Here is a 23,963-nt window from a genome sequence, read left to right on the forward strand (position 1 = left end):
CCCCACCTTTTGAAACTACCGTGACCGAGTCCTGACGATGAACACTGAATTCCGTAAACCGCTGCCCGGCAGCCATCTGGATTACTTCGACGTCCGTGCGGCTGTCGAAGCCATCCAGCCCGGCGCCTACGACACTCTGCCGTACACCTCCCGCGTGCTGGCGGAAAACCTGGTGCGTCGCTGCGACCCGGCCACGCTCACCGAATCCCTGAAGCAATTCATCGAGCGCAAACGCGACCTCGACTTCCCATGGTTCCCGGCCCGCGTGGTGTGCCACGACATTCTCGGCCAGACCGCTTTGGTCGACCTCGCCGGCCTGCGCGACGCCATCGCCCTGCAAGGTGGCGACCCGGCGCAAGTGAACCCGGTGGTGCCGACGCAATTGATCGTCGACCACTCCCTGGCCGTCGAGCGCGGTGGCTTCGATCCGGAGGCGTTCGAGAAGAACCGCGCCATCGAAGACCGTCGCAACGAAGACCGTTTCCACTTCATCAACTGGACCAAAAAGGCCTTCAAGAACGTTGATGTGATTCCGCCGGGCAACGGGATCATGCACCAGATCAACCTGGAGAAAATGTCTCCGGTGATCCAGGTGCGTGACGGTGTGGCGTTCCCCGACACGTGCGTCGGTACCGATAGTCACACCCCGCATGTCGATGCGCTGGGCGTGATCGCGATCGGTGTCGGCGGCCTGGAAGCTGAAAGCGTGATGCTTGGCCGCGCGTCGTGGATGCGTCTGCCGGAAAGCGTCGGCGTCGAATTAACGGGCAAGCTGCAACCGGGCATCACCGCCACCGACATGGTGCTGGCGCTGACCGAGTTCCTGCGTCAGCAAAAAGTCGTCGGTGCGTGGCTGGAGTTCTTCGGCGAAGGCGCCTCCGCGTTGACTCTGGGCGATCGTGCGACCATCTCCAACATGGCCCCGGAATACGGCGCCACCGCAGCGATGTTCTACATCGACCAGCAGACCATCGACTACCTCAAACTTACTGGCCGTGAAGACGAGCAAGTGCAGTTGGTCGAGAACTACGCCAAGCAAACCGGCCTCTGGGCTGACAGCTTGAAGAATGCGCAATACGAGCGCGGGTTGACCTTTGACCTGTCCTCGGTGGTGCGCAACATGGCCGGCCCGAGCAACCCGCACGCTCGCGTTGCGACCTCGGACCTCGCCGCCCAAGGCATTTCCGGCCAGTGGACCGAAGTGCCCGGCCAGATGCCGGACGGCGCGGTGATCATCGCCGCCATCACCAGTTGCACCAACACCAGCAACCCGCGCAACGTCATCGCCGCCGGTCTGCTGGCGCGCAATGCCAACAAGCTCGGGTTGACCCGCAAGCCGTGGGTCAAATCGTCTCTGGCGCCGGGTTCGAAAACCGTGGCGCTGTACCTGGACGAAGCCGGCCTGACCACCGAACTGGAGCAACTCGGTTTCGGCATCGTCGCCTTCGCCTGTACCACGTGCAACGGCATGTCCGGCGCGCTGGACCCGGTGATCCAGCAAGAGATCATCGACCGCGACTTGTACGCCACCGCCGTACTCTCCGGCAACCGCAACTTCGACGGCCGGATCCACCCGTACGCCAAGAACGCCTTCCTCGCGTCGCCGCCGTTGGTGGTCGCTTACGCCATCGCCGGCACCATCCGTTTCGACATCGAAAAAGATGTGCTGGGTCTGGACGCCGACGGCAAGGAAATTCGCCTGAAAGACATCTGGCCGAGCGACGAAGAGATCGACGCGGTGGTGAAAGCGTCGGTCAAGCCGGAGCAGTTCCGTCAGGTCTACATCCCGATGTTCGCCATCCACGAAGACACCGGCCCGAAAGTGACGCCGCTGTACGACTGGCGCGAGATGAGCACCTACATCCGCCGTCCGCCGTACTGGGAAGGCGCGCTGGCCGGTGCACGTCCGCTCAAGGGCATGCGCCCGCTGGCAGTGCTGCCGGACAATATCACCACCGATCACCTGTCGCCGTCGAACGCGATCATGCTCGACAGCGCCGCCGGCGAATACCTGGCGAAAATGGGCCTGCCGGAAGAGGACTTCAACTCTTACGCAACTCATAGGGGCGACCATTTGACTGCGCAGCGCGCCACCTTCGCCAACCCGAAACTGTTCAACGAAATGGTTCAGGAAAACGGCAAGGTCAAACAGGGTTCGCTGGCTCGCGTCGAGCCGGAAGGGCAGGTTATGCGCATGTGGGAAGCCATCGAAACCTACATGGAACGCAAGCAGCCGCTGATCATCATCGCCGGCGCCGACTACGGTCAGGGTTCGTCCCGCGACTGGGCGGCCAAAGGTGTGCGTCTGGCGGGTGTGGAAGCGATTGCAGCCGAAGGCTTCGAGCGCATTCACCGCACCAACCTGGTGGGCATGGGTGTGCTGCCGCTGGAGTTCAAACCGGGCACCGACCGCAAAACCTTGGGCATCGATGGCAGCGAAACCTACGACGTGATCGGTGAGCGCACCCCGCGTGCCGAGCTGACGCTGGTGATCAACCGCAAGAACGGCGAACGCGTCGAAGTGCCGGTGACCTGCCGCCTCGACACCGCCGAAGAAGTGTCGATCTATGAGGCGGGCGGCGTGCTGCAACGCTTCGCTCAGGACTTCCTCGAAGAATCGGCGGTTGCCGTTTAACACGATGAGTTCGGGCGGGGCCATGCGGTCCCGCTCGATCCTAAAAGGAACATCATGGCTCACGCACCTCAAATCGCCCCTCAAATTAAAATCGCCGCCACCTACATGCGCGGCGGCACCAGTAAAGGCGTGTTCTTCAGCCTGAAAGACCTGCCCGAAGCAGCACAGGTTCCCGGCCCGGCTCGCGATGCCTTGTTGCTGCGGGTGATCGGCAGCCCCGATCCGTACGACAAGCAAATCGACGGCATGGGCGGCGCGACCTCCAGCACCAGCAAAACCGTGATCCTGTCCAAAAGCATCAAGGCCGATCACGATGTCGATTACCTGTTCGGTCAGGTGTCCATCGACAAGCCTTTCGTCGATTGGAGCGGCAACTGCGGCAACCTGTCGGCAGCGGTCGGTTCGTTCGCCATCAGCAATGGTTTGGTGGACGCCAGCCGCATCCCGCACAACGGCGTTGCCGTGGTTCGCGTGTGGCAGGCCAACATCGGCAAGACCATCATCGCCCACGTGCCGATCACCAATGGTGAAGTGCAGGAAACCGGTGATTTCGAACTCGACGGCGTGACCTTTCCGGCCGCTGAAGTACAGGTCGAATTCATGGACCCGGCGGCGGAAGAAGAGGGCGGCGGTGGTTCGATGTTCCCTACCGGCAACCTGGTGGATGACCTCGAAGTGCCCGGCGTCGGAACCTTCAAGGCGACCATGATCAATGCCGGTATTCCGACGATTTTCGTCAACGCCGAAGACATCGGTTACACCGGCACTGAGCTGCAAGGCGCGATCAACAGTGATCCGAAAGCGCTGCTGATGTTTGAAACCATTCGGGCTTACGGCGCATTGCGCATGGGCCTGATCAAGGATCTGGACGAAGCGGCCAAGCGTCAGCACACGCCTAAGGTTGCCTTTGTGGCCAAGCCTGCGGACTACGTTGCTTCGAGTGGTAAAGCGATTGCGGCGGGTGATGTCGATCTGCTGGTGCGGGCGCTGTCCATGGGCAAATTGCACCACGCGATGATGGGCACGGCGGCGGTGGCCATCGGTACTGCCGCGGCGATTTCCGGCACGCTGGTGAACCTCGCAGCGGGTGGTATCGAACGCAATGCCGTGCGCTTTGGGCATCCGTCCGGCACGTTGCGCGTGGGTGCTGAGGCGAGCCAGGTGAACGGCGAGTGGACCGTGAACAAAGCCATCATGAGCCGCAGTGCGCGGGTGTTGATGGAAGGCTTTGTCCGTATTCCGGGCGACTCTTTCTAACCGACACATACCTTGTAGGAGCTGCCGAAGGCTGCGATCTTTTGATCTTGCCTATTAAAAGCAATATCAAAAGATCGCAGCCTTCGGCAGCTCCTACATTTGATCCCGTTGCCAAAATAAGAAAGCAGTAACCCGCTGAGTTTGCCCTGAACCGAGGTCCCATTAACGAACCACTTCAAGAGTGAATCGAACATGAGCACCAACGTCGACCTGAACAACCGCCCCGACTACGACACGGTCCTGCAGGACATTGCCGACTACGTCCTCAACTTCAAGATCCAATCCGTCGAAGCCCTCGACACCGCCCGCAACTGCCTGATGGACACGTTGGGCTGTGGCCTGCTGGCCCTGCGCTTTCCCGAATGCACCAAACACCTTGGCCCCATGGTGGAAGGCACCGTCGTCCCGTTCGGCGCGCGCGTCCCCGGCACCAGTTATCGCCTCGACCCGGTCAAGGCAGCGTGGGACATTGGCTGCATCGTTCGCTGGCTCGATTACAACGACACCTGGCTCGCCGCCGAATGGGGCCATCCGTCCGATAACCTCGGCGGCATTCTCGCGGTGGCCGATCATCTTTCGCAAAAACGCGTGGCCAATGGCGACGCGCCGCTGACCGTTCGCGTGGTACTCGAAGCCATGATCATGGCTCACGAAATCCAGGGCGTGATCGCGCTGGAAAACTCATTCAATCGCGTAGGCCTTGATCACGTCATCCTGGTGAAAGTCGCCTCGACTGCTGTCACCGCCAAGCTGATGGGCGCCAATCGAGAGCAACTGTTGTCCGCGTTGTCTCACGCCTTCGCCGACGGACAGGCGCTGCGCACTTACCGTCATGCACCCAATGCCGGGTCACGAAAATCCTGGGCCGCAGGCGACGCGTCCAGCCGTGGCGTGCGTCTGGCGGACATCGCAATGCGTGGCGAGATGGGCATCCCCGGCGTACTGACCGCCAAACAGTGGGGCTTCTACGACGTGCTGTTCAGCCACACCAACAACGACCTGGCGCTCAAGCCCGAAGACAAGCGCGCGTTCAGCTTCTCCCAACCATACGGCAGCTACGTGATGGAAAACGTGCTGTTCAAAATCAGCTTCCCTGCCGAATTCCACGCGCAAACGGCCTGCGAAGCGGCCGTGACGTTGCACCCGCACGTCAGAAATCGCCTGCACGAAATCGACAAAATCGTCATCACCACCCACGAATCGGCGATCCGCATCATCTCCAAGGTCGGCCCGCTGGCCAATGCTGCGGACCGTGACCATTGCATCCAGTACATGACGGCCGTGCCGCTGGTGTTCGGCAATCTGGTGGCCGAGCAGTACGAGGATGACTTCCACGCGGCGCACCCGATCATCGACGTGCTGCGCGAAAAAATGGTCATCGTCGAAGACCCACGCTACACCCGCGAATACCTGGAGGCTGATAAGCGCTCCATCGCCAATGCAATACAAGTGTTCTTCAAGGATGGCTCCAGCACCGAGAACGTGTTGGTGGAGTACCCGATCGGCCATCGCCGTCGCCGCACCGACGGCATTGCGCTGCTGGAAGACAAGTTCAAGGCCAACCTGGCGACCCGCTTCAACGCCCAACGCAGCGCCGAGATTTTTGCGTTGTGCAAGGATCAGGCTGCGCTTGAGGCGACACCGGTGAACCGGTTTGTCGACCTGTTCGTCATTTGATCGGATAAACACCAATCCCCCCGGAGCTGCCGAAGGCTGCGATCTTTTGATCTTCGCTTTTAAAAGCAGAATCAAGAGATCGCAGCCTTCGGCAGCTCCTACGCGTGCCCGTGTTTATCCGTTGAGCCATTTTTCGATGGGCAATTTGGTGATCGCAAACCCCGTCAGCAAAATCGCCGAGTACATCATCAGTTCCCGGGACAAGGTTTGCCCCTCGTACCAGGCACCGATGATCACCGCGAACACCGGAAAAATGATGAACACAAACGACAGAATGATCGGGCTCAGCCGCTTGAGTAGCAGGAAGTAAACGATAAACCCGCCCACCGACGCCACCAGCCCCAGATAGAGCAGGGCGCTCCACGAACGCGCGGTGATGGCATCGAACACCGGTGCTTCGACATTCAATCCGGCGACAAACAGCATCAGCCCGGCAATGCCAATCGGCAGCGTGTTGTAGGTAATTACGCTGATCGCCGTACCGTGTTTTTTCGTCACCACGTAACACAGCGCATGCATCACCGCGGCGCAGAGGATCGCCAATACCCCAAACATTTCGGCATGGTCCAGATGCAGCCCTTGGCTGCGGATGATCATGAACAGGCTGCCGAAACCGATGGCGATGCCTAGCATTTGCGAGGGGTAGACTTTCTCCCGCAGAAACAGCGCGGAAAACAGCAGGATGAACACCGGCATGCAGCTGAACAGCAGCGCCGTCAGGCCGGACGAAACGTGCATCTCGCCGTAGTTGAGCAAGTAATACGGCAGGCTGAAATACGTCAACGTGACGAAGACAAAGAACCAGCGACTTTCTCTGGGAAACAACAATGGTTCACGACGGATCAGGGCGAAGCCGAGAAATAGCGGGAAGGCGATGAGGAACCGCAGGCCGGCGGCGGTCAGTGGCGGCACGCTTTCAACGGCAATCTTGATCCCCAGCCACGTGGTGCCCCAGCTCAGGCACACGATCAGGAACAGCACGCTGGTGACCAAGGCGGCGAGCCAGGGTTTTGCGGTACATGAAGGTGCACTGACGGCAATGGACATGAGCGAGCTCCTTTTATGTTCGGAATTGACCTTCATCTGCAAAAGGTCTATCCCTGATTGAACCTGTTTCAAGCACGCTATTCGGGGCTGGAATGACTGTCAAAACAAGTATTGCCATGGTGTCAATCCTGCGCGACGGCCTGGCGAACGGTCTGGGGGTGAAATACAAACGCCTCGCCGACGCGATCGAAAAAGGCATCGCTGAAGGGCTGATCGAGCCAGGCTGCAAATTGCCACCTCATCGGTTGCTGGCGGATAGCCTCGGCGTGACCATCGGTACCGTCAGCCGCGCTTACGGTGAACTCGAACGTGTGGGATTGGTGGTCGCGCGGGTGGGCGACGGCACGTATGTACGTCAGCGCGGAATGGAACGACCGCGGGATGGTGGCTTTCGCAATGTCAGCGATGAACCGCGGGCGTTTTTTGACATGAGCCGCAATCAACCGATTCCGGGGCAGGAAGCGCTTTTTTTAAGTCAGAGCCTGCAAGCGTTGTCCCTTGATCCTGAGGCGTTGCAACACATCAGCGGCTACACCGCCGATGTCGGTTTGCCGCGCTATCGTGCGGCGGGCGCGCACTGGCTCAAGCATAAAGAGTTTGTCCCGAGCGCCGAGCATATCGTTTGCGTGAACGGCGGCCAGCACGGTCTGTTGTGTGCCTTGATGGGGTTGCTCAAGGCGGGCGATACGTTGGTGACGGAGCACATGACCTACCCGGGGTTGATCAGCGTCGCACGCCAGCTCGGGATAAAACTGATCGGCGTCGGGATGGATGATGAAGGACTGATGCCCGATGCCCTGGCGGAGGTTTGCCGCAACCATCGAGTGTCGGCGCTGTATTGCACACCGACGATCCAGAATCCTACGGCTGCAGTGATGTCCGTCGCACGGCGCGAGGCGATTGCAGAGGTCTGTCGGCAGCACAATCTGTTGATCTTTGAAGACGAAGCCCACGCGGTATTGGCTCAACAGCGGCCGTTACCCTTGAGCCATTTCGCCCCGGAGCGCTCAGTGCTGATCGGCAGCCTGAGCAAGGCGGTTTCGGCGGGTTTGCGAGTCGGTTACCTGCATGCGCCGCAACCGTTGATCGGACGCTTGAGCGCAGCGGTGCGCGGGACGTGCTGGATGGCCAGCCCGTTGTCGCTGGAGGTGGCGAGTCTGTGGATAGAAAACGGCATTGCCGAGCAGTTGCTGGGCCAGCAGATTGCCGAGATCGGTCGGCGCAAGGCGTTGGTGAGTGGTGTGCTGGAGGGTTTGGCGTACAAAACCCATTCCCATAGCCCGCACTTCTGGGTCGAGGTGCCAGAGCCGTGGCGGGCTTCGCAGATTTCTGAGGAGCTTAAGGAAAAAAATTATCTGGTGGCTACTGCCGAGATGTTTGCGGTCGGGCATGGGGCGGTGCCGCAGTTCATCAGGGCGAGTGTTTGTAATTCGGCGGGGGATGATCGGTTGTTGCTGGGTGGGTTTGACGCATTGGCGGCAGCATTGGCAGAGACCATGTAATCGTTCTTCGCGAGCAAGCTCGCTCCCACATTTGATCTTCAGTGAACACAGAGTTTGTGTTCGACATTGATCCCCCTGTGGGAGCGAGCTTGCTCGCGATAGCGGTGTTGTTGTCGCCGAAAACCTACTTGAAGCGCCGCTCCACACCTTTCTCCACCAAAATCTTCGCGGAAATTTCTTCAACGGAGAAGTGCGTGGAATTGATGTGCGGAATGTTCTCGCGGCGGAACAGATTCTCCACCTCGCGCACTTCGAATTCGCACTGGGCGTAGCTCGAATAGCGGCTGTTGGGCTTGCGTTCGTTGCGGATCGCGGTGAGGCGATCCGGGTCGATGGTCAGGCCGAACAGCTTGTGCTGGTGGGCGCGCAGGGTGGCAGGCAGTTGCAGGCGCTCCATGTCGTCTTCGGTCAGCGGGTAGTTGGCCGCGCGGATGCCGAATTGCATGGCCATGTACAGGCACGTCGGCGTCTTACCACAACGCGACACGCCCACTAGGATCAGGTCCGCCTTGTCGTAATAATGCGTGCGCGCACCGTCGTCGTTGTCGAGGGCGAAGTTCACCGCCTCGATCCGCTCCATGTAATTGGAGTTGCTGCCAATGGAGTGGGACTTGCCGACGGTGTAGGAAGAATGCTCGGTCAATTCCTGTTCAAGAGGCGCCAGGAAGGTCGAGAAAATGTCGATCATGAAACCATTGGACGTTGCGAGGATCTCACGGATGTCCTGATTGACAATGGTGTCGAAGATGATCGGCCGAAAGCCGTCGGTTTCGGCGGCTTTGTTGATTTGTTGTACCATGGCCCGCGCTTTATCCACGTTGTCGATGTATGGCCGCGTGAATTTGCTAAAGGTAATGTTTTCGAACTGCGCCAGGAGGCTTTGGCCGAGGGTCTCGGCTGTGATGCCGGTGCCATCGGAAATAAAGAAAGCAGATCGTTTCATTTGCACCTTGGGCCTTAAGCTAGTGACGATTCTTGGATATAGTAGGCGCGATTTGCCGGCCGCCAGTGGCCCGCATTCTCACTTATTTTCCAGGTCCAGGCCATACAGCTGGCAAACGCTCTAATGAGCAGCCGGCTTCTGAGCTTTTCCAACACAGTTAGTGGAGAGATCACCTTGGTAGAGTACGTAGTTTCCCTCGATAAGCTCGGCGTCCATGATGTAGAGCACGTAGGGGGCAAGAACGCATCCCTGGGCGAGATGATCAGTAACCTTGCAGGTGCCGGTGTATCGGTGCCCGGTGGCTTCGCCACGACAGCTCAGGCTTATCGTGATTTTCTCGAGCTGAGCGGCCTGAACGATCAGATCCACGCCGCCCTCGACGCCCTGGACGTCGACGATGTCAATGCCCTGGCCAAGACCGGCGCCCAGATCCGTCAATGGATCATGGAAGCCGAATTCCCCGAGAAGCTCAACGCCGAGATCCGCATCGCGTTCGCCACGCTGTCGGCCGGCAACCCTGACATGGCCGTGGCCGTGCGCTCTTCCGCTACCGCCGAAGACCTGCCGGACGCTTCCTTCGCCGGTCAGCAGGAAACCTTCCTGAACATCCGTGGTGTCGAAAACGTAATTCGCGCCGCCAAAGAGGTGTTCGCTTCGCTGTTTAACGACCGCGCGATTTCCTACCGCGTCCACCAGGGCTTCGACCACAAGCTGGTAGCCCTGTCGGCCGGCGTGCAGCGCATGGTCCGCTCCGAAACCGGCACCGCCGGCGTGATGTTCACCCTCGATACCGAATCGGGCTTCCGTGATGTGGTGTTCATCACCGGCGCCTACGGCTTGGGTGAAACCGTCGTACAAGGCGCGGTGAACCCGGATGAGTTCTACGTCCACAAAGGCACGCTGGCAGCCGGTCGTCCGGCCATCCTGCGTCGCAACCTGGGCAGCAAAGCCATCAAGATGATCTACGGCGAAGTGGCCACGGCCGGTAAATCGGTCAAGACCATCGACGTGGATAAGGCTGATCGCGCACGTTTCTGCCTGAGCGACGCCGAAGTCAGCGAACTGGCCAAGCAAGCAATGATCATCGAGAAGCACTACAAGTGCCCGATGGACATCGAATGGGCCAAAGACGGCGACGACGGCAAGCTCTACATCGTTCAGGCCCGTCCTGAAACCGTGAAGAGCCGTACCTCGGCCAACGTCATGGAACGCTACCTGTTGAAAGAAACCGGCACCGTGCTGGTTGAAGGTCGCGCCATCGGCCAGCGTATCGGCGCCGGCAAGGTCCGCATCATCAAGGACGTGTCCGAGATGGACAAAGTCCAGCCAGGCGACGTACTGGTCTCCGACATGACCGACCCGGACTGGGAACCGGTCATGAAGCGCGCCAGCGCCATCGTCACCAACCGTGGCGGTCGTACCTGCCACGCGGCAATCATCGCTCGTGAGCTGGGCATTCCGGCCGTGGTCGGTTGCGGCAACGCTACCCAGCTGTTGAAAGACGGCCAGGGCGTGACCGTTTCCTGCGCTGAAGGCGACACCGGTTACATCTTCGAAGGCGAACTGGGCTTCGATATCAAGAAAAACTCCGTCGATGCCATGCCGGATCTGCCGTTCAAGATCATGATGAACGTCGGCAACCCGGACCGCGCCTTCGATTTCGCGCAACTGCCGAACGCCGGTGTGGGCCTGGCCCGTCTGGAGTTCATCATCAACCGCATGATCGGTGTTCACCCCAAAGCGCTGTTGAACTACGACGGTCTGCCGCAGGACATCAAGGACAGCGTCGACAAGCGCATCGCCGGTTACGACGATCCGGTTGGCTTCTATGTCGACAAACTGGTTGAAGGCATCAGCACCCTGGCCGCTGCGTTCACCCCGAAAAAGGTCATCGTGCGTCTGTCGGACTTCAAGTCCAACGAATACGCCAACCTGATCGGCGGCAAGCTCTACGAGCCGGAAGAGGAAAACCCGATGCTGGGCTTCCGCGGTGCTTCGCGTTACATCAGCGAAGCGTTCCGTGACTGCTTCGAACTCGAGTGCCGCGCCCTCAAGCGTGTGCGCAACGAGATGGGCCTGACCAACGTTGAAATCATGGTGCCATTCGTCCGTACATTGGGCGAAGCTAGCCAAGTGATCGATCTGTTGGCCGAGAATGGCCTGGCCCGCGGCGAGAATGGTCTGCGCATCATCATGATGTGCGAGCTGCCGTCCAACGCGATCCTTGCCGAAGAGTTCCTCGAATTCTTCGACGGCTTCTCTATCGGTTCCAACGACCTGACCCAGCTGACGCTGGGCCTGGATCGTGACTCCGGGATCATCGCGCACCTGTTTGACGAGCGTAATCCGGCGGTCAAGAAGCTGCTGGCCAACGCGATTCAGGCCTGCAACAAGGCTGGCAAGTACATCGGCATTTGCGGTCAGGGCCCTTCGGACCACCCTGATCTGGCCAAATGGCTGATGGAGCAGGGCATCGAAAGCGTTTCGTTGAACCCCGATTCCGTGCTGGAAACCTGGTTCTTCCTGGCTGAAGGTCAAGCTTCGGCTTGATGTGAATGAAGCCTCGGTCATGTGGCCGAGGCTTTAAGAATCAAGTAGGGCGGGCTCCTCTGGAAGCCGCCCTTTTTTGTGCAAGAGCATTATGCAAAGCAGCAGCAACCTATTTCCTGTCGCCCTGATCAGCGCCGAGCGGCGCGGCGATCTGAGCGAAGACGTCTATCGTCTGAAACCCGGCAACAGCCCTGACGGCACCGTCGAACTGGCTGTGACGCGCCTGGGCATGGCGGATGGCTCAGACGCGCGTGGCGTTCCGGTTATTTTGCTTCACGGCAGCTTTTCCAATCGCCGGTTCTGGTTTTCCCCGAAGGGGCTTGGACTGGGCGCCTATCTGACGCGTCTGGGATTCGATGTATGGATTCCCGAAATGCGTGGCCACGGCCTGTCCCAGCGTAACCAGAACTACCGCAAGAACCGCGTCGCCGACTACGCCCGTTACGATTTGCCGGCCATTGGCGCGTTCGTGCGCGAGCAGAGCGGCCAGATCCCGCACTGGATCGGTCACTCGCTGGGCGGGATTACCCTGGCGGCGGCGCTGGGTGGTGAGTACATCGGCGAGCCGGTGGTGGCCTCTGCGGCGTTTTTCGGTACGCAAGTCAGCCGCACCTACTGGCCGCTGAAGATTCCACCGGTGGAGTGGAGCGGGCGCTTCATTCTCAAACGTTTTGCCCAGCTGTCCGGTTCACGGCTCAAGCGCGGTCCGGAGGACGAGCCCATTGGCCTGGCCCTGGAAAGCATGCGCTGGTATGGCCTGTTCGGGCGCTTCGGCGATGCCGACAAGGATTGGTGGGCCGGATTGGCCGACGTTCAGTTACCGGTATTGGCCGTGAGTGCCGCAGGTGACCATCAGGACCCGACCTGGGCTTGTCGCAAGCTGTTCGATCAGGTGGGTTCCGAGCATAAGCAATTCATCAGCCTGGGTCGTGAGCAGGGTTTCGCGGATAATTTCGGTCACGTTGAAATGCTGGTCAGCAAAGCCGCGCAGGTTGAAGTCTGGCCGTTGGTGGCGCGCTGGTTGGCAGATCAGCAAACGCCATTGCTGGGTGAAAAACCGGATCTGGCTGCGGCGGTCTGAGCCTGATGCTCTAACAAGGGCATTTCGCTCTGTTCGGCTTGCGGCTAAGATATGACGCATTGAGCTGTTCTGGTCACGTTTCGACACCCTCGATTGTCTTCCTCTTTACAGGAGTTTCTCGATGAATCATTACCTCACGCCTGACCTGTGCGACGCCTATCCGGAGCTGGTGCAGGTGCTGGAACCGATGTTCAGCAATTTCGGTGGCCGTGATTCTTTCGGCGGGGAAATCGTGACCATCAAGTGCTTCGAAGATAACTCGCTGGTCAAGGAACAAGCCGAGCTCAAGGGCAATGGCAAGGTGTTGGTGGTCGACGGTGGCGGTTCCCTGCGTCGTGCGCTGCTGGGCGACATGATCGCCGAGAAAGCCGCGAAAAATGGTTGGGAAGGGCTGGTGATCTACGGTTGCATCCGCGACGTCGACGTCATCGCGCAAACCGATTTGGGGGTTCAGGCCCTGGCCAGCCACCCGATGAAAACCGACAAGCGTGGCATCGGCGATCTCAACGTAGCGGTGACCTTTGCCGGCGTGACGTTCCATCCTGGCCATTACATCTATGCGGACAACAACGGCGTGATCATCTCGCCAAGCCCGCTGAAAATGCCTGAATAAACAGAAACCAACAAAGGGATGCGGATGTTCGAGGAAGAAAACGCGCAGTGGGGGCTGGTGCATGCCCTGGTGCTGGACGGTAAAGGCGGTGCGCGTTCGATAGCCCGGACTGAACTCGATGACTTGCAGCTGCAGGCCCATGAAAGCCTGTGGCTGCACTGGGATCGCAGTCACCCGCAAACCCAGACCTGGTTGCGAACATCCAGCGGTCTGAGCGAATTCAGCTGTGATCTGTTACTTGAAGAAAACACCCGGCCGCGTCTTTTACAGCTTTCGGACAGCGAACTGCTGCTATTTTTGCGTGGGGTCAACCTGAACCCGGGCGCCGAGCCGGAAGACATGGTCTCGGTGCGGATTTTTGCGTCGGCCCAGCGTGTTATTTCTCTGCGTTTACGTCCGTTGCGCGCCACCGATGATTTGCTGGTGCAGCTCGCCGAAGGCAAAGGACCGAAAACTGCGTCAGAACTCATCCTTTATATGGCGCAATACCTCACCAATAAGGTGCAGGATCTGGTCAGTTGCCTCTCGGAAGTGGTCGATGAGGAAGAAGAAAAGCTGGATGCCGACGAACGGTATACACCCGAGCACGGAGCCGTTTTGCAGATCCGTCGCAGGGCCGCTGCGCTGAAACGTTTTCTTGCGCCGCAGCGGGAAATATTCGGTCAGCTGACACGGATAAAACTGCCTTGGTTCGTCGAAGGCGACGGTGATTACTGGAACGAATTGAACAACAGCCTGACCCGGTATCTCGAGGAGCTGGAATTGACCCGGGAGCGGGTGGGGTTGGTCCTTGAGGCCGAAGATAGACGTTTGAGCGTGCGAATGAACCGCACGATGTACCGTTTCGGGATCATCACCGGGATCTTTTTGCCGATGAGTTTTCTGACGGGTCTTTTAGGTATCAATGTCGGCGGGATTCCGTTTTCTGCAAGCCCCTATGGCTTCCTGATTGCGTGCGTGATGATGATCTCGGTGGCGTTGGGGCAGTGGTGGTTATTCCGACGTTTGCGCTGGGTCTGAGGGTGAAGCATGTGACCCGAGCAAATTTGATCGCGTCTTTCACTGACATCACGAGAGGTGCGTATGCACGATCCGTTTGAACAGTCTTTGCGTGACATGCTCAATGCATCACCGTCCACCCGGGACGACGATGCGTGCCTTGGGCGTGTACTGAAAACCGCCAACCGCCAGGTCGGCGCCGGTGATCTGTTCAGCCTGCTGGGCCGCTGGCTGCCCGCGCTGATGATCGCCCTGAATAACGGATCGGCCCATGTCGCTCCGGTTTCCCGTCACCGTAAACCTACCGTTCGCACTGCTGATAAGGCTGATTGAATATGGAACTTGATCTCTGGACTCAGAGCCTCGTCACTGCAATGACTGCGTTATGGACCAAGGTTGCAAATTTCATCCCGAACCTGTTCGGCGCACTGGTTGTGTTGCTGTTGGGTTTCGTCGTTGCGAAACTTTTGGATACTTTGTTGTCCAAGTTGCTCGCCAAGCTGGGGCTCGATCGCCTGATGGGCGGCACCGGACTGACCAAATTGCTGTCCCGGGCCGGCCTTCAAGTACCGATCTCGACCTTGATCGGCAAGATCGTCTATTGGTTCGTTCTGCTGATTTTTCTGGTTTCTGCCGCAGAATCCCTTGGACTTGAGCGAGTTTCGGCTACGCTGGACATGCTTGCGCTGTATTTGCCGAAGGTATTCGGCGCCGCGCTGGTGCTGCTGGTGGGTGTATTGCTCGCGCAACTGGCCAATGGGCTGGTGCGGGGTGCGGCAGAGGGCGTAGGGCTGGATTACGCTGCGGGCCTGGGGCGAATTGCCCAGGGCCTGGTGATTATCATCAGTATTTCGGTCGCAATCAGCCAGTTGGAGGTCAAGACTGACCTGCTCAACCATGTGATTGTGATCGTATTGATTACCGTTGGTCTGGCGGTTGCGCTGGCCATGGGGTTGGGAAGCCGGGAAATTGCCGGTCAGATTCTTGCGGGAATCTATGTGCGTGAGTTGTATCAGGTTGGGCAACAAGTGCGTGTTGGCGAGGTCGAAGGCCAGATCGAAGAGATCGGCACGGTTAAAACCACATTGCTGACCGATGAGGGTGAGCTAGTCTCTCTCTCCAATCGGATTCTCCTGGAGCAGCATGTGAGTAGCCGCTAACCCGGCAAACCCTGCTAATGTATGCCGCCGCAAAATGCCCTGTAAGGGCTGCGGCGGACATTGACCTGACTGTCGGCCCGACTTGTTTTGAATAAAGCTCAATCGCTGTCCACGCGCTACGACCCCCGCGAGCTCTCTGATGAGGAGTTGGTCGCGCGCTCGCATACCGAGCTGTTTCACGTAACTCGCGCCTATGAAGAACTGATGCGGCGTTACCAGCGAACATTATTTAACGTCTGTGCACGGTATCTTGGGAACGATCGAGACGCAGACGATGTCTGTCAGGAAGTGATGTTGAAGGTGCTGTATGGCCTGAAGAACTTCGAGGGCAAATCGAAGTTCAAGACATGGCTATATAGCATCACGTACAACGAGTGCATCACGCAGTATCGGAAAGAACGGCGAAAGCGTCGCTTGATGGATGCTTTGAGTCTGGACCCCCTCGAGGAAGCGTCTGAAGAAAAGGCGCCGAAACCTGAAGATAAGGGTGGACTCGATCGCTGGTTAGTGTATGTGAACCCGATTGACCGTGAAATTCTGGTGCTACGATTTGTCGCAGAGCTGGAATTTCAAGAGATCGCGGATATCATGCACATGGGTTTGAGTGCGACAAAAATGCGTTACAAACGTGCTCTAGATAAATTGCGTGAGAAATTTGCAGGCATTGCTGAAACTTAGTTCGGCGCAAATATCTCTTACGTGTAGGCAAGTTCTGATAGACTTGCCGCCGAGTTGTCCCCCGGTTTGCGGGACTGCTTCACAATCACCAGATGGGGATTTAACGGATGAAACTGAAAAACACCTTGGGCTTGGCCATTGGTTCTTTGATTGCCGCCACTTCGTTCGGCGCTCTGGCACAAGGCCAAGGCGCAGTTGAAATCGAAGGCTTCGCGAAGAAAGAGCAGTACGACAGCGATCGTAACTTCAAGAACAACGGCAACCTGTTCGGCGGTTCGGTTGGTTACTTCCTGACCGACGACGTTGAACTGCGTCTGGCTTACGACGAAGTGCACAACGTACGTTCCGATGACGGTCGTAACGTTAAGGGCGCTGATACCGCTCTGGACGCTCTGTACCACTTCAACAACCCAGGCGACATGCTCCGTCCATACGTTTCTGCCGGTTTCTCGGACCAGAGCATTGGCCAGAACGGCGGTGGCGGTCGTAACCGTTCCACTTTCGCCAACGTTGGCGGCGGTGCCAAGCTGTACTTCACCGAGAACTTCTACGCCCGTGCTGGCGTTGAAGCTCAATACAATATCGACCAGGGCGACACCGAGTGGGCTCCAAGCGTCGGTATCGGTGTGAACTTCGGTGGCGGCTCCAAGCCTGCTGCTGCTCCAGTTCAAGCACCCGCTGAAGTCTGCTCCGACAGCGACAACGATGGCGTTTGCGACAACGTTGACAAGTGCCCGGACACTCCAGCCAACGTAACTGTTGACGCTGATGGCTGCCCAGCAGTTGCTGAAGTTGTTCGTGTTGAGCTGGACGTGAAATTCGACTTCGACAAGTCGGTAGTCAAGCCTAACAGCTACGGCGACATCAAAAACCTCGCTGACTTCATGAAGCAGTACCCATCCACCAGCACTACTGTTGAAGGTCACACTGACTCCGTCGGTCCTGACGCTTACAACCAGAAACTGTCCGAGCGTCGTGCAAGCGCCGTTAAGCAAGTTCTGACCAACCAGTACGGTGTTGAATCGTCCCGCGTTCAGTCTGTTGGCTACGGCGAATCCCGCCCAGTTGCTGACAACAAAACTGAAGCTGGTCGCGCTGTAAACCGTCGCGTAGAAGCGCAGGTTGAAGCTAAAGCTAAGTAATTAGCTCGTAGCTCTGAAAAGCCCGGCTCAGGCCGGGCTTTTCTTTGTCTGCGATTTGGGTTTTAGCGGGAGATTTGCGTTGCGGCGAAAAGATCGTCCGAACGCGGCCCGAGCCTTCGGCAGCTCCTACGGGATTGGATTTGCACACGGTCAATATAGGAGCTGCCGAAGGCTCGGGCCGCGTTCGGACGATCTTTTGATCTCATCACACCCCGCGACGGCACCGATCACCAGGATCGCCGGGCTTTTGAGCTCGAAGCTGCAGGCGTCTTCTTCCATTGCCGTCAGGTCGCTCCGACATTCCCGCTGGTGTGGCAGGGAAGCGTTTTCAATCATTGCCACCGGTGTATCCGCCGCCATTCCTCCGGCGAGCAACTGCTCACGAATCTCGCTCAGTTTTGCGACCCCCATATACACCACCAGCGTCGTGCCACCTTGGGCCAGGGCTTGCCAGTTCAGACTGCTGCCATCCTGAGTGTGGGCGGTGACCAGCGTCACGCCACGAGCAATACCCCGCAGGGTCAACGGAATATCGCATTGCGTTGCGCCAGCAAGCCCGGCAGTGATGCCGTTGACCAGTTCCACTTCGACCCCATGTTCACGTAGCCACTGCGCCTCTTCGCCGCCCCGGCCAAAAATGCACGGGTCGCCACCCTTGAGCCGCACCACGCATTTACCGTGGCGGGAATAACGCAGCATCAGCCGATGAATGAACGCCTGAGGTGTGGAGCGACAGCCGCCGCGTTTGCCCACGGGAATGATCCGCGCCTGCGGGCAATGTTCCAGCACCGCGTCGTTGACCAGGTCATCGATCAGCACCACATCCGCTTCGCTCAGCGCCCGCACGGCCTTGAGGGTCAACAATTCCGGATCGCCAGGACCCGCACCCACCAGCCAGACTTTTGCGCTCATAGTGTTTTTCCTCACGAGGTGACGGCGACCGGCTGCGCAGTGGCGGCCAGCAAGCGCTTGATTTCCGGGACGCAGGAGCCGCATTGCGTGCCGCAGCCCAATTCTTGTTTCAAACCCTGCAGGTCCAGGCCGCGGCTAATGCCGGCGCAGACCGCGCTTTGGCTGACGTTTTTGCAGTTGCACAGGGTTTTGTTACCGATAGCCGGCGTACTGGTGTTGCCCGGCGGTGCGCTCAGCGGTGCCAGTAACCAGCGCCGCAGCTGTTCGTCAGCGCGACCTTCCAGCCACAGGCTTTGCAGCCAGTGTTGGGCAAGGGTTTCACCGGCCAGGCGAATTGCAGTGATCCGGCCGTTCTCGATCCGCACCCGTTTACCGATGGAGCGCCGTGGGTCGTCGTAGGCCAAAACCGGGCCATCGTTGAGTCCCAGGCATTGATCGATATCACGCAGCAATTGCGGGTCGGGCGCGACGGCGCTGGCAGCGCGTATCAGCAGCGCGGGGCGTTCGCGGCCGGCCAGGCTGAGGCTGACGTAGGAAAACGCCTCACAGAGCGGTCGTAGCGTCTCAAAATTCTGTTGAACATTGCCCTCGATCAGGGCGAACAGGTTCCACGGCAGTTGCACCGGTTCCAGGCGTACGCCGCTGTGCTTGAGTTCGGGTTGTTTCGACAAAGGGTCGAAAGCCGGTTGGGTGAGCGCATTTACGCCGCCCTTGAGGAAGCGGTCACCCCAATGCATGGGCAGAAAGGCCTGACCAGGTCGCACGCTGTCGTCACTGCCAACGGCGACAATCACTGCGCCACGGCGACTTTTCAGACTGACCAGGTCGCCCGATTGCAGCCGATGCCGACGCAGTTCATCCGGGTGCAAACTCAACACGGCTTCGCTGACGTGGCCGAATAGTTGTGCGGCAGTGCCGGTGCGGCTCATGCCATGCCATTGATCCCGCAGGCGGCCGGTGATCAGAGTCAGCGGGAAGCGCGCGTCGCGCTGTTCCTTGGCGGCGCGATACGGGTCGGCCACGAATTGCGCACGTCCGCTGGCCGTCGGGAAAATTCCGTCCAGGTACAGCCGGGCCGTGCCTTGGCTGGCGCCAGTGGGGAAGGGCCATTGCTGCGGGCCGAGGCGGTCGATCAGTGCATGACTGATGCCGGACAAGTCCAGATCACGCCCGCGGGTCAATTGCTTGTATTCGTCGAAGACCTGCGCCGGGTTTTCAAAGGCAAACAGGCTGGTTTGCCCGGGACGCAGATATTTTTCCAGACGCTGTGCGAAATCCACCGTGATCGCCCAGTCAGAGCGGGCTTCACCGGGTGCGATGATCGCCCGGCGAACGTGGGAAATGCGACGTTCAGAGTTGGTCACCGTGCCGTCCTTTTCGCCCCAACTGGCTGCAGGCAGCAGCAGGTCAGCGAAGGCCGCGGTTTCTGTGGTCCGGAACGCTTCCTGCAACACCACGAACGGGCAGGCTTCCAGTGCCGCGCGCACGGCGGTTTGATCCGGCATTGATTGCGCCGGGTTGGTGCAGGCGATCCACAGCGCCTTGATCTTGCCGCTGCGCACCTGCTCAAACAACTCGATAGCGGTGAGCCCGGTGTTTGCAGGCAGTTGATCCACGCCCCAATACGCCGCCACTTCCGCGCGATGTTCGGCATTGGCGGCTTCGCGATGGCCGGGCAGCAGGTTCGACAAGCTGCCGGTTTCGCGGCCACCCATGGCATTTGGCTGACCGGTCAGGGAGAAAGGTCCTGCACCGGGGCGGCCGATTTGCCCGGTGGCCAGGTGCAGGTTGATCAGTGCGCTGTTTTTCGCGCTGCCGGCGGTGGACTGGTTCAAGCCCATGCACCACAGCGATAGGAAGCTGGGTGAAGTGCCAACCCATTCGGCGCATTGCTGCAGTTGCTCGACACTGATCCCGCAGAGCTGCGAAACCATCTGCGGCGTGTAATCACGCACCAGGTTTTTCAGTTCGGCCAAGCCTTCGGTGTGGGCCTTGATGAAGTCGCGGTCAACCCAGTCTTCCCACAGCAGCAGGTGCAAAATCCCATGGAACAAGGCGACATCGGTGCCTGGCAGAATCGCCAGGTGCAGGTCGGCCAGATCGCAGGTGTCGGTACGACGCGGGTCGATGACGATGACTTTCATCTGCGGCCGGCGGGATTTCGCTTCCTCCAGGCGACGGAAAAGTATCGGGTGGGCGTAGGCCATGTTGCTGCCGACGATCATCACGCAGTCGCTCAATTCCAGGTCTTCGTAGTTGCACGGCGGTGCGTCGGCGCCCAGGCTGCGCTTGTAACCGACCACTGCCGAAGACATGCACAGGCGCGAATTGCTGTCGATGTTGTTGGTGCCCACCAGCGCTCGCGCCAGTTTGTTGAAGGCGTAGTAATCCTCGGTCAGCAATTGTCCGGAAATGTAGAACGCCACGCTGTCCGGGCCGTGTTCGGCGATGGTCTCGGCAAAAACGCTGGCGGCGTGATCAAGGGCGGTGTCCCAGTCGGTGCGACTGCGGGCCAGGCCTTTGCCCAGGCGCAGTTCGGGATACAACGCCCTGGCTGCGAGATCGCCGGTCAGGTGCAAGGTAGAGCCTTTGCTGCACAGTTTGCCGAAGTTGGCCGGGTGGGCCGGATCGCCGCTGACGCCGAGAATGCGCTCGCCGTCATGCTCGATCAGCACGCCGCAGCCGACCCCGCAATAGCAGCAGGTGGAAGCGGTGATCTGGTTCATCAGCTTGCTTCCCGCAGGGCCAGCAACACCCGGCCATTCTCGACCCGTGCTGAATGGTGGTGAGCGCAACCGATGTCCGGGGCCTGGGCTTCGCCGGTCTCCAGGTCGATCTGCCAGTTATGCAGCGGGCAGGCGACCCGTTTGCCGTAGATCAAACCTTGGGACAGCGGCCCGCCCTTGTGCGGGCAACGGTCGTCGAGTGCGAAAACCTCATCGTCGCTGGTACGAAAAATCGCGATGTCACCTTTCGGGCCGGCGATGATCCGCGAGCCCAGGGCATTGATTTCTTCCAGTGCGCAGATATCCAGCCAGTTCATGCCGGCACCTCCAGGTTCTTCACTGTGATGACGTCGAATTCTTTCTTCAGCAGCGGTTGTTCCAGGCGTTCCTTCCACGGGTCCTGTTCGAACGACAAGGAGAATTGCAAGCGATCGTTGAGCGCCTTGCGCCGCTCCGGGTCCTCCAGCACGGCTTTCTTGATGTGTTCCATGCCGACCCGTTGCAGGTAGTGCACGGTGCGTTCGAGGTAGAAAGCTTCTTCGCGATAGAGCTGCAGGAACGCGCCGTTGTATTCACGCACTTCTTCGGCGGTCTTGAGCTTGACGAAGAATTCCGCGACTTCGGTTTTGATCCCGCCGTTGCCACCGATGTACATCTCCCAGCCCGAATCCACGCCGATAATTCCGACGTCCTTGATGCCCGCTTCCGAACAGTTGCGAGGGCAACCGGAGACGGCCAGTTTCACTTTGTGCGGCGACCACATGTTGAACAGGTCGTGCTCAAGCTCAATGCCCAGTTGCGTGGAATTCTGGGTGCCGAAGCGGCAGAACTCGCTGCCGACACAGGTCTTCACGGTGCGGATGGATTTGCCGTAGGCGTGGCCGGACGGCATGTCGAGGTCCTTCCAGACGCCCGGCAGGTCCTGCTTCTTGATCCCCAGCAAATCGATACGCTGGCCGCCGGTAACCTTGACCATGGGCACGTTGTATTTGTCGGCTACATCGGCAATGCGCCGCAGCTCCGAAGGATTGGTCACACCGCCCCACATCCGTGGGACTACAGAGTAAGTGCCATCTTTCTGAATGTTGGCGTGGGCACGTTCGTTGATCAGGCGCGATTGCGGATCGTCCTTGGCTTCGCCCGGCCAGGTGGAAATCAGGTAGTAGTTGAGCGCCGGGCGGCACGTGGCGCAGCCGTTCGGCGTGCGCCAGTTCAAATAGCTCTGGGTGCCTGCGATGGTCAGCTGATGCTGCTCGCGGATGGCCTGGCGGATTTGCCCATGATTCAAGTCGCTGCAACCGCAAATGGCTTTCTCGCTTTTCGGTTTGACGTCTGCTGCGCCGCCCACGGTGTTGATCAGGATCTGTTCCACCAACCCTGCGCAGGAGCCGCAAGAGCTGGCAGCCTTGGTGTGTTTCTTGACGTCGTCGACGCTGAACAACCCGTGTTCCTGAATCGCCTTGACGATGGTGCCTTTGCACACGCCGTTGCAACCGCAGACTTCGGCGGTGTCGGCCATGCTCATGGCTTTGTCCTGGCCCTGATGTCCTACATCGCCGAGAGCCAGCTCCATGGATGAAGAGCCGCCGAACATCAGGTGATCGCGGATCTGCGCGATGTCGTGATTCTCACGTATCTGCCGGAAATACCAGCCACCGTCTGCCGTATCGCCGTACAGACAGGCCCCGACCAGCACGTCATCCTTGATCACCAGTTTTTTGTAGACCCCGCCGATAGGGTCGGAGAGGGTGATGGTTTCGGTACCTTCGCCGCCCATAAAGTCGCCGGCGGAGAACAGGTCGATGCCGGTCACTTTCAATTTGGTCGACGTCACCGAACCTTTGTAGGTGGCGAAGCCCAATTGAGCGAGGTGATTGGCGCAGACCTTGGCCTGTTCGAACAGCGGTGCTACTAGGCCGTAAGCGATACCTCGGTGGCTGGCGCATTCGCCGATGGCGTAGATGCGTGGGTCGTAGGTTTGCAGGGTGTCGTTGACCAGGATCCCGCGGTTACAGGGAATGCCGGATTTTTCCGCGAGCTCGGTGTTAGGTCGAATACCGGCGGCCATCACCACCAGGTCGGCGGGGATGATGTCGCCGTTCTTGAACTCAACCGAGCCGACCCGGCCATTGCCTGCATCGTGCAGGGCCTGGGTTTGCTCGCAAAGACGAAAGTGCAAGCCGCGGGCTTCCAGGGCAGTTTGCAGCAACTGGCCGCTGGTTTTATCCAGTTGCCGTTCCAGCAGCCATTCCCCGATGTGCACCACGGTGACGTGCATGCCGCGCAGCATCAGGCCGTTGGCGGCTTCCAGGCCGAGCAGGCCGCCACCGATCACCACGGCGTGCTTGTGGGTTTTCGCGGTGTCGATCATTGCCTGGGTGTCGGCGATGTCGCGGTAGCCGATCACGCCGTGCAAGGTGTTGCCGGGGATCGGCAGGATGAACGGAGTCGAGCCGGTGGCGATCAGCAGGCGATCGTATTCGGCCTCGCTGCCGTCTTCGGCGATCACGCGGCGTTTGACCCGGTCAATCTCCACCACTTTGCGGTTGAGCAGCAGCTTGATGTTGTTGTCCAGGTACCAGTCCAGATCGTTGAGCACGATCTCTTCGAAGGTCTGTTCACCGGCCAGCACCGGTGACAGCAGGATGCGGTTGTAGTTGGTATGGGGTTCGGCGCCGAAGACCGTGATGTCGTACAGCTCATTGCTCAGCTTGAGCAGTTCTTCCAGGGTGCGAACCCCGGCCATGCCGTTGCCGATCATCACCAGTTTTAGTTTTTTCATCAGGTTCTCCGGGGAGCTCGGACCCGCCTCATCAGGGCTTACAGGTCTTGCTCGACAAAATTTGCGCAAACAAAAAAAGGCGTCCCGCTAGTTGCCTAGCGAGGACGCCTTTGTCCTGGTCCCGTTCTCTCGGGCAGCGCATCCTTCGTCGTTGAAGGCTGGGCTTTATGTATGGTGAGAAAGGTAATGCAGTGGTTGTGCCAAGTCGCACAAATGCCGAATTTATGGGCTCTTGTCATGGGAGGAGGTATTTCCGTGC

At 59.1% G+C, this 23,963-nt stretch carries 18 protein-coding genes; 12 read left to right on the forward strand and 6 right to left on the reverse strand.

All coding sequences use genetic code 11. The features are described from left to right. Nucleotides 1–37 precede the first annotated feature (37 nt). From acnD to prpD, 3 genes are all read left to right on the forward strand, one after another. On the forward strand, nucleotides 38–2,635 hold the full coding sequence (gene acnD, locus CUN63_RS22920) for a Fe/S-dependent 2-methylisocitrate dehydratase AcnD (RefSeq protein WP_129442777.1): 2,598 nt from the start codon (nucleotides 38–40) through the stop codon (nucleotides 2,633–2,635). Between the two features lie 54 nt (nucleotides 2,636–2,689). Next, nucleotides 2,690–3,892 carry a 2-methylaconitate cis-trans isomerase PrpF gene (gene prpF / locus CUN63_RS22925; RefSeq protein ID WP_129442780.1) on the forward strand — a complete coding sequence of 401 codons (1,203 nt, stop codon included), beginning with the start codon at nucleotides 2,690–2,692 and terminating at the stop codon, nucleotides 3,890–3,892. A gap of 192 nt (nucleotides 3,893–4,084) precedes the next feature. Then, complete coding sequence (gene prpD, locus CUN63_RS22930; protein WP_129442783.1) at nucleotides 4,085–5,569, forward strand: 2-methylcitrate dehydratase; 1,485 nt, start codon at nucleotides 4,085–4,087, stop codon at nucleotides 5,567–5,569. Nucleotides 5,570–5,683: 114 nt separating this feature from the next. On the opposite strand, the gene CUN63_RS22935 is transcribed toward prpD, so the two are convergent. Beyond that, entirely contained in the window at nucleotides 5,684–6,616 is a 933-nt protein-coding gene (locus CUN63_RS22935; RefSeq protein WP_129442786.1) for a DMT family transporter, read from the reverse strand. 92 nt (nucleotides 6,617–6,708) lie between these two features. Between CUN63_RS22935 and CUN63_RS22940 the strand changes: the two genes are divergently transcribed. Continuing rightward, nucleotides 6,709–8,118 (forward strand): PLP-dependent aminotransferase family protein, encoded by a 1,410-nt coding sequence (locus CUN63_RS22940; RefSeq protein WP_129442789.1) that lies wholly within the window; start codon nucleotides 6,709–6,711, stop codon nucleotides 8,116–8,118. A 124-nt stretch (nucleotides 8,119–8,242) separates the two neighbouring features. Here CUN63_RS22940 and CUN63_RS22945 read toward each other — a convergent pair whose 3' ends face one another. Then, entirely contained in the window at nucleotides 8,243–9,061 is an 819-nt protein-coding gene (locus CUN63_RS22945) for a pyruvate, water dikinase regulatory protein (protein ID WP_033055694.1), read from the reverse strand. 174 nt (nucleotides 9,062–9,235) lie between these two features. Between CUN63_RS22945 and ppsA the strand changes: the two genes are divergently transcribed. The 8 genes from ppsA (at nucleotide 9,236) to CUN63_RS22990 (ending at nucleotide 17,284) form a co-directional block, all read left to right on the forward strand. Beyond that, nucleotides 9,236–11,611, forward strand: coding sequence for a phosphoenolpyruvate synthase (gene ppsA / locus CUN63_RS22955; protein WP_129442792.1), 2,376 nt, complete (start codon nucleotides 9,236–9,238; stop codon nucleotides 11,609–11,611). Nucleotides 11,612–11,702: 91 nt separating this feature from the next. Continuing rightward, a complete protein-coding gene (locus CUN63_RS22960) occupies nucleotides 11,703–12,692 on the forward strand; it encodes an alpha/beta fold hydrolase (protein ID WP_129442795.1) in 990 nt (329 codons plus the stop codon). Nucleotides 12,693–12,813: 121 nt separating this feature from the next. Continuing rightward, on the forward strand, nucleotides 12,814–13,305 hold the full coding sequence (gene rraA / locus CUN63_RS22965; protein ID WP_027922555.1) for a ribonuclease E activity regulator RraA: 492 nt from the start codon (nucleotides 12,814–12,816) through the stop codon (nucleotides 13,303–13,305). A 24-nt stretch (nucleotides 13,306–13,329) separates the two neighbouring features. Continuing rightward, on the forward strand, nucleotides 13,330–14,325 hold the full coding sequence (locus tag CUN63_RS22970; protein WP_129442798.1) for a zinc transporter ZntB: 996 nt from the start codon (nucleotides 13,330–13,332) through the stop codon (nucleotides 14,323–14,325). Nucleotides 14,326–14,388: 63 nt separating this feature from the next. After that, the gene (locus tag CUN63_RS22975) at nucleotides 14,389–14,637 is read left to right on the forward strand and encodes a hypothetical protein (protein ID WP_027922557.1); all 249 of its coding nucleotides are present in this window, start codon (nucleotides 14,389–14,391) and stop codon (nucleotides 14,635–14,637) included. 2 nt (nucleotides 14,638–14,639) lie between these two features. Then, complete coding sequence (locus CUN63_RS22980; RefSeq protein WP_008027407.1) at nucleotides 14,640–15,464, forward strand: mechanosensitive ion channel domain-containing protein; 825 nt, start codon at nucleotides 14,640–14,642, stop codon at nucleotides 15,462–15,464. An 87-nt stretch (nucleotides 15,465–15,551) separates the two neighbouring features. After that, nucleotides 15,552–16,142, forward strand: coding sequence for an RNA polymerase sigma factor SigX (gene sigX / locus CUN63_RS22985; protein ID WP_008146300.1), 591 nt, complete (start codon nucleotides 15,552–15,554; stop codon nucleotides 16,140–16,142). Between the two features lie 107 nt (nucleotides 16,143–16,249). Continuing rightward, on the forward strand, nucleotides 16,250–17,284 hold the full coding sequence (locus tag CUN63_RS22990) for an OmpA family protein (protein ID WP_129442801.1): 1,035 nt from the start codon (nucleotides 16,250–16,252) through the stop codon (nucleotides 17,282–17,284). Nucleotides 17,285–17,434: 150 nt separating this feature from the next. Here the strand turns inward: CUN63_RS22990 and cobA are convergent, their stop codons facing one another. From cobA to nirB, 4 genes are read right to left on the reverse strand one after another with little or no spacing between them, the layout of a single operon-like run. Beyond that, on the reverse strand, nucleotides 17,435–18,196 hold the full coding sequence (gene cobA / locus CUN63_RS22995) for a uroporphyrinogen-III C-methyltransferase (protein ID WP_129442804.1): 762 nt from the start codon (nucleotides 18,194–18,196) through the stop codon (nucleotides 17,435–17,437). An 11-nt stretch (nucleotides 18,197–18,207) separates the two neighbouring features. Beyond that, complete coding sequence (locus CUN63_RS23000; protein WP_165353271.1) at nucleotides 18,208–20,922, reverse strand: nitrate reductase; 2,715 nt, start codon at nucleotides 20,920–20,922, stop codon at nucleotides 18,208–18,210. Next, the gene (gene nirD / locus CUN63_RS23005; RefSeq protein ID WP_008146292.1) at nucleotides 20,922–21,239 is read right to left on the reverse strand and encodes a nitrite reductase small subunit NirD; all 318 of its coding nucleotides are present in this window, start codon (nucleotides 21,237–21,239) and stop codon (nucleotides 20,922–20,924) included. Before nirD ends, CUN63_RS23000 begins: the two co-directional genes overlap by 1 nt. Continuing rightward, nucleotides 21,236–23,704, reverse strand: coding sequence for a nitrite reductase large subunit NirB (gene nirB, locus CUN63_RS23010; RefSeq protein WP_129442806.1), 2,469 nt, complete (start codon nucleotides 23,702–23,704; stop codon nucleotides 21,236–21,238). The genes nirD and nirB overlap by 4 nt, the downstream gene beginning before the upstream one ends. Nucleotides 23,705–23,963: the final 259 nt, after the last annotated feature.

The organism is Pseudomonas sp. ACM7, from assembly GCF_004136015.1.
GTDB lineage: Bacteria > Pseudomonadota > Gammaproteobacteria > Pseudomonadales > Pseudomonadaceae > Aquipseudomonas > Aquipseudomonas frigoris.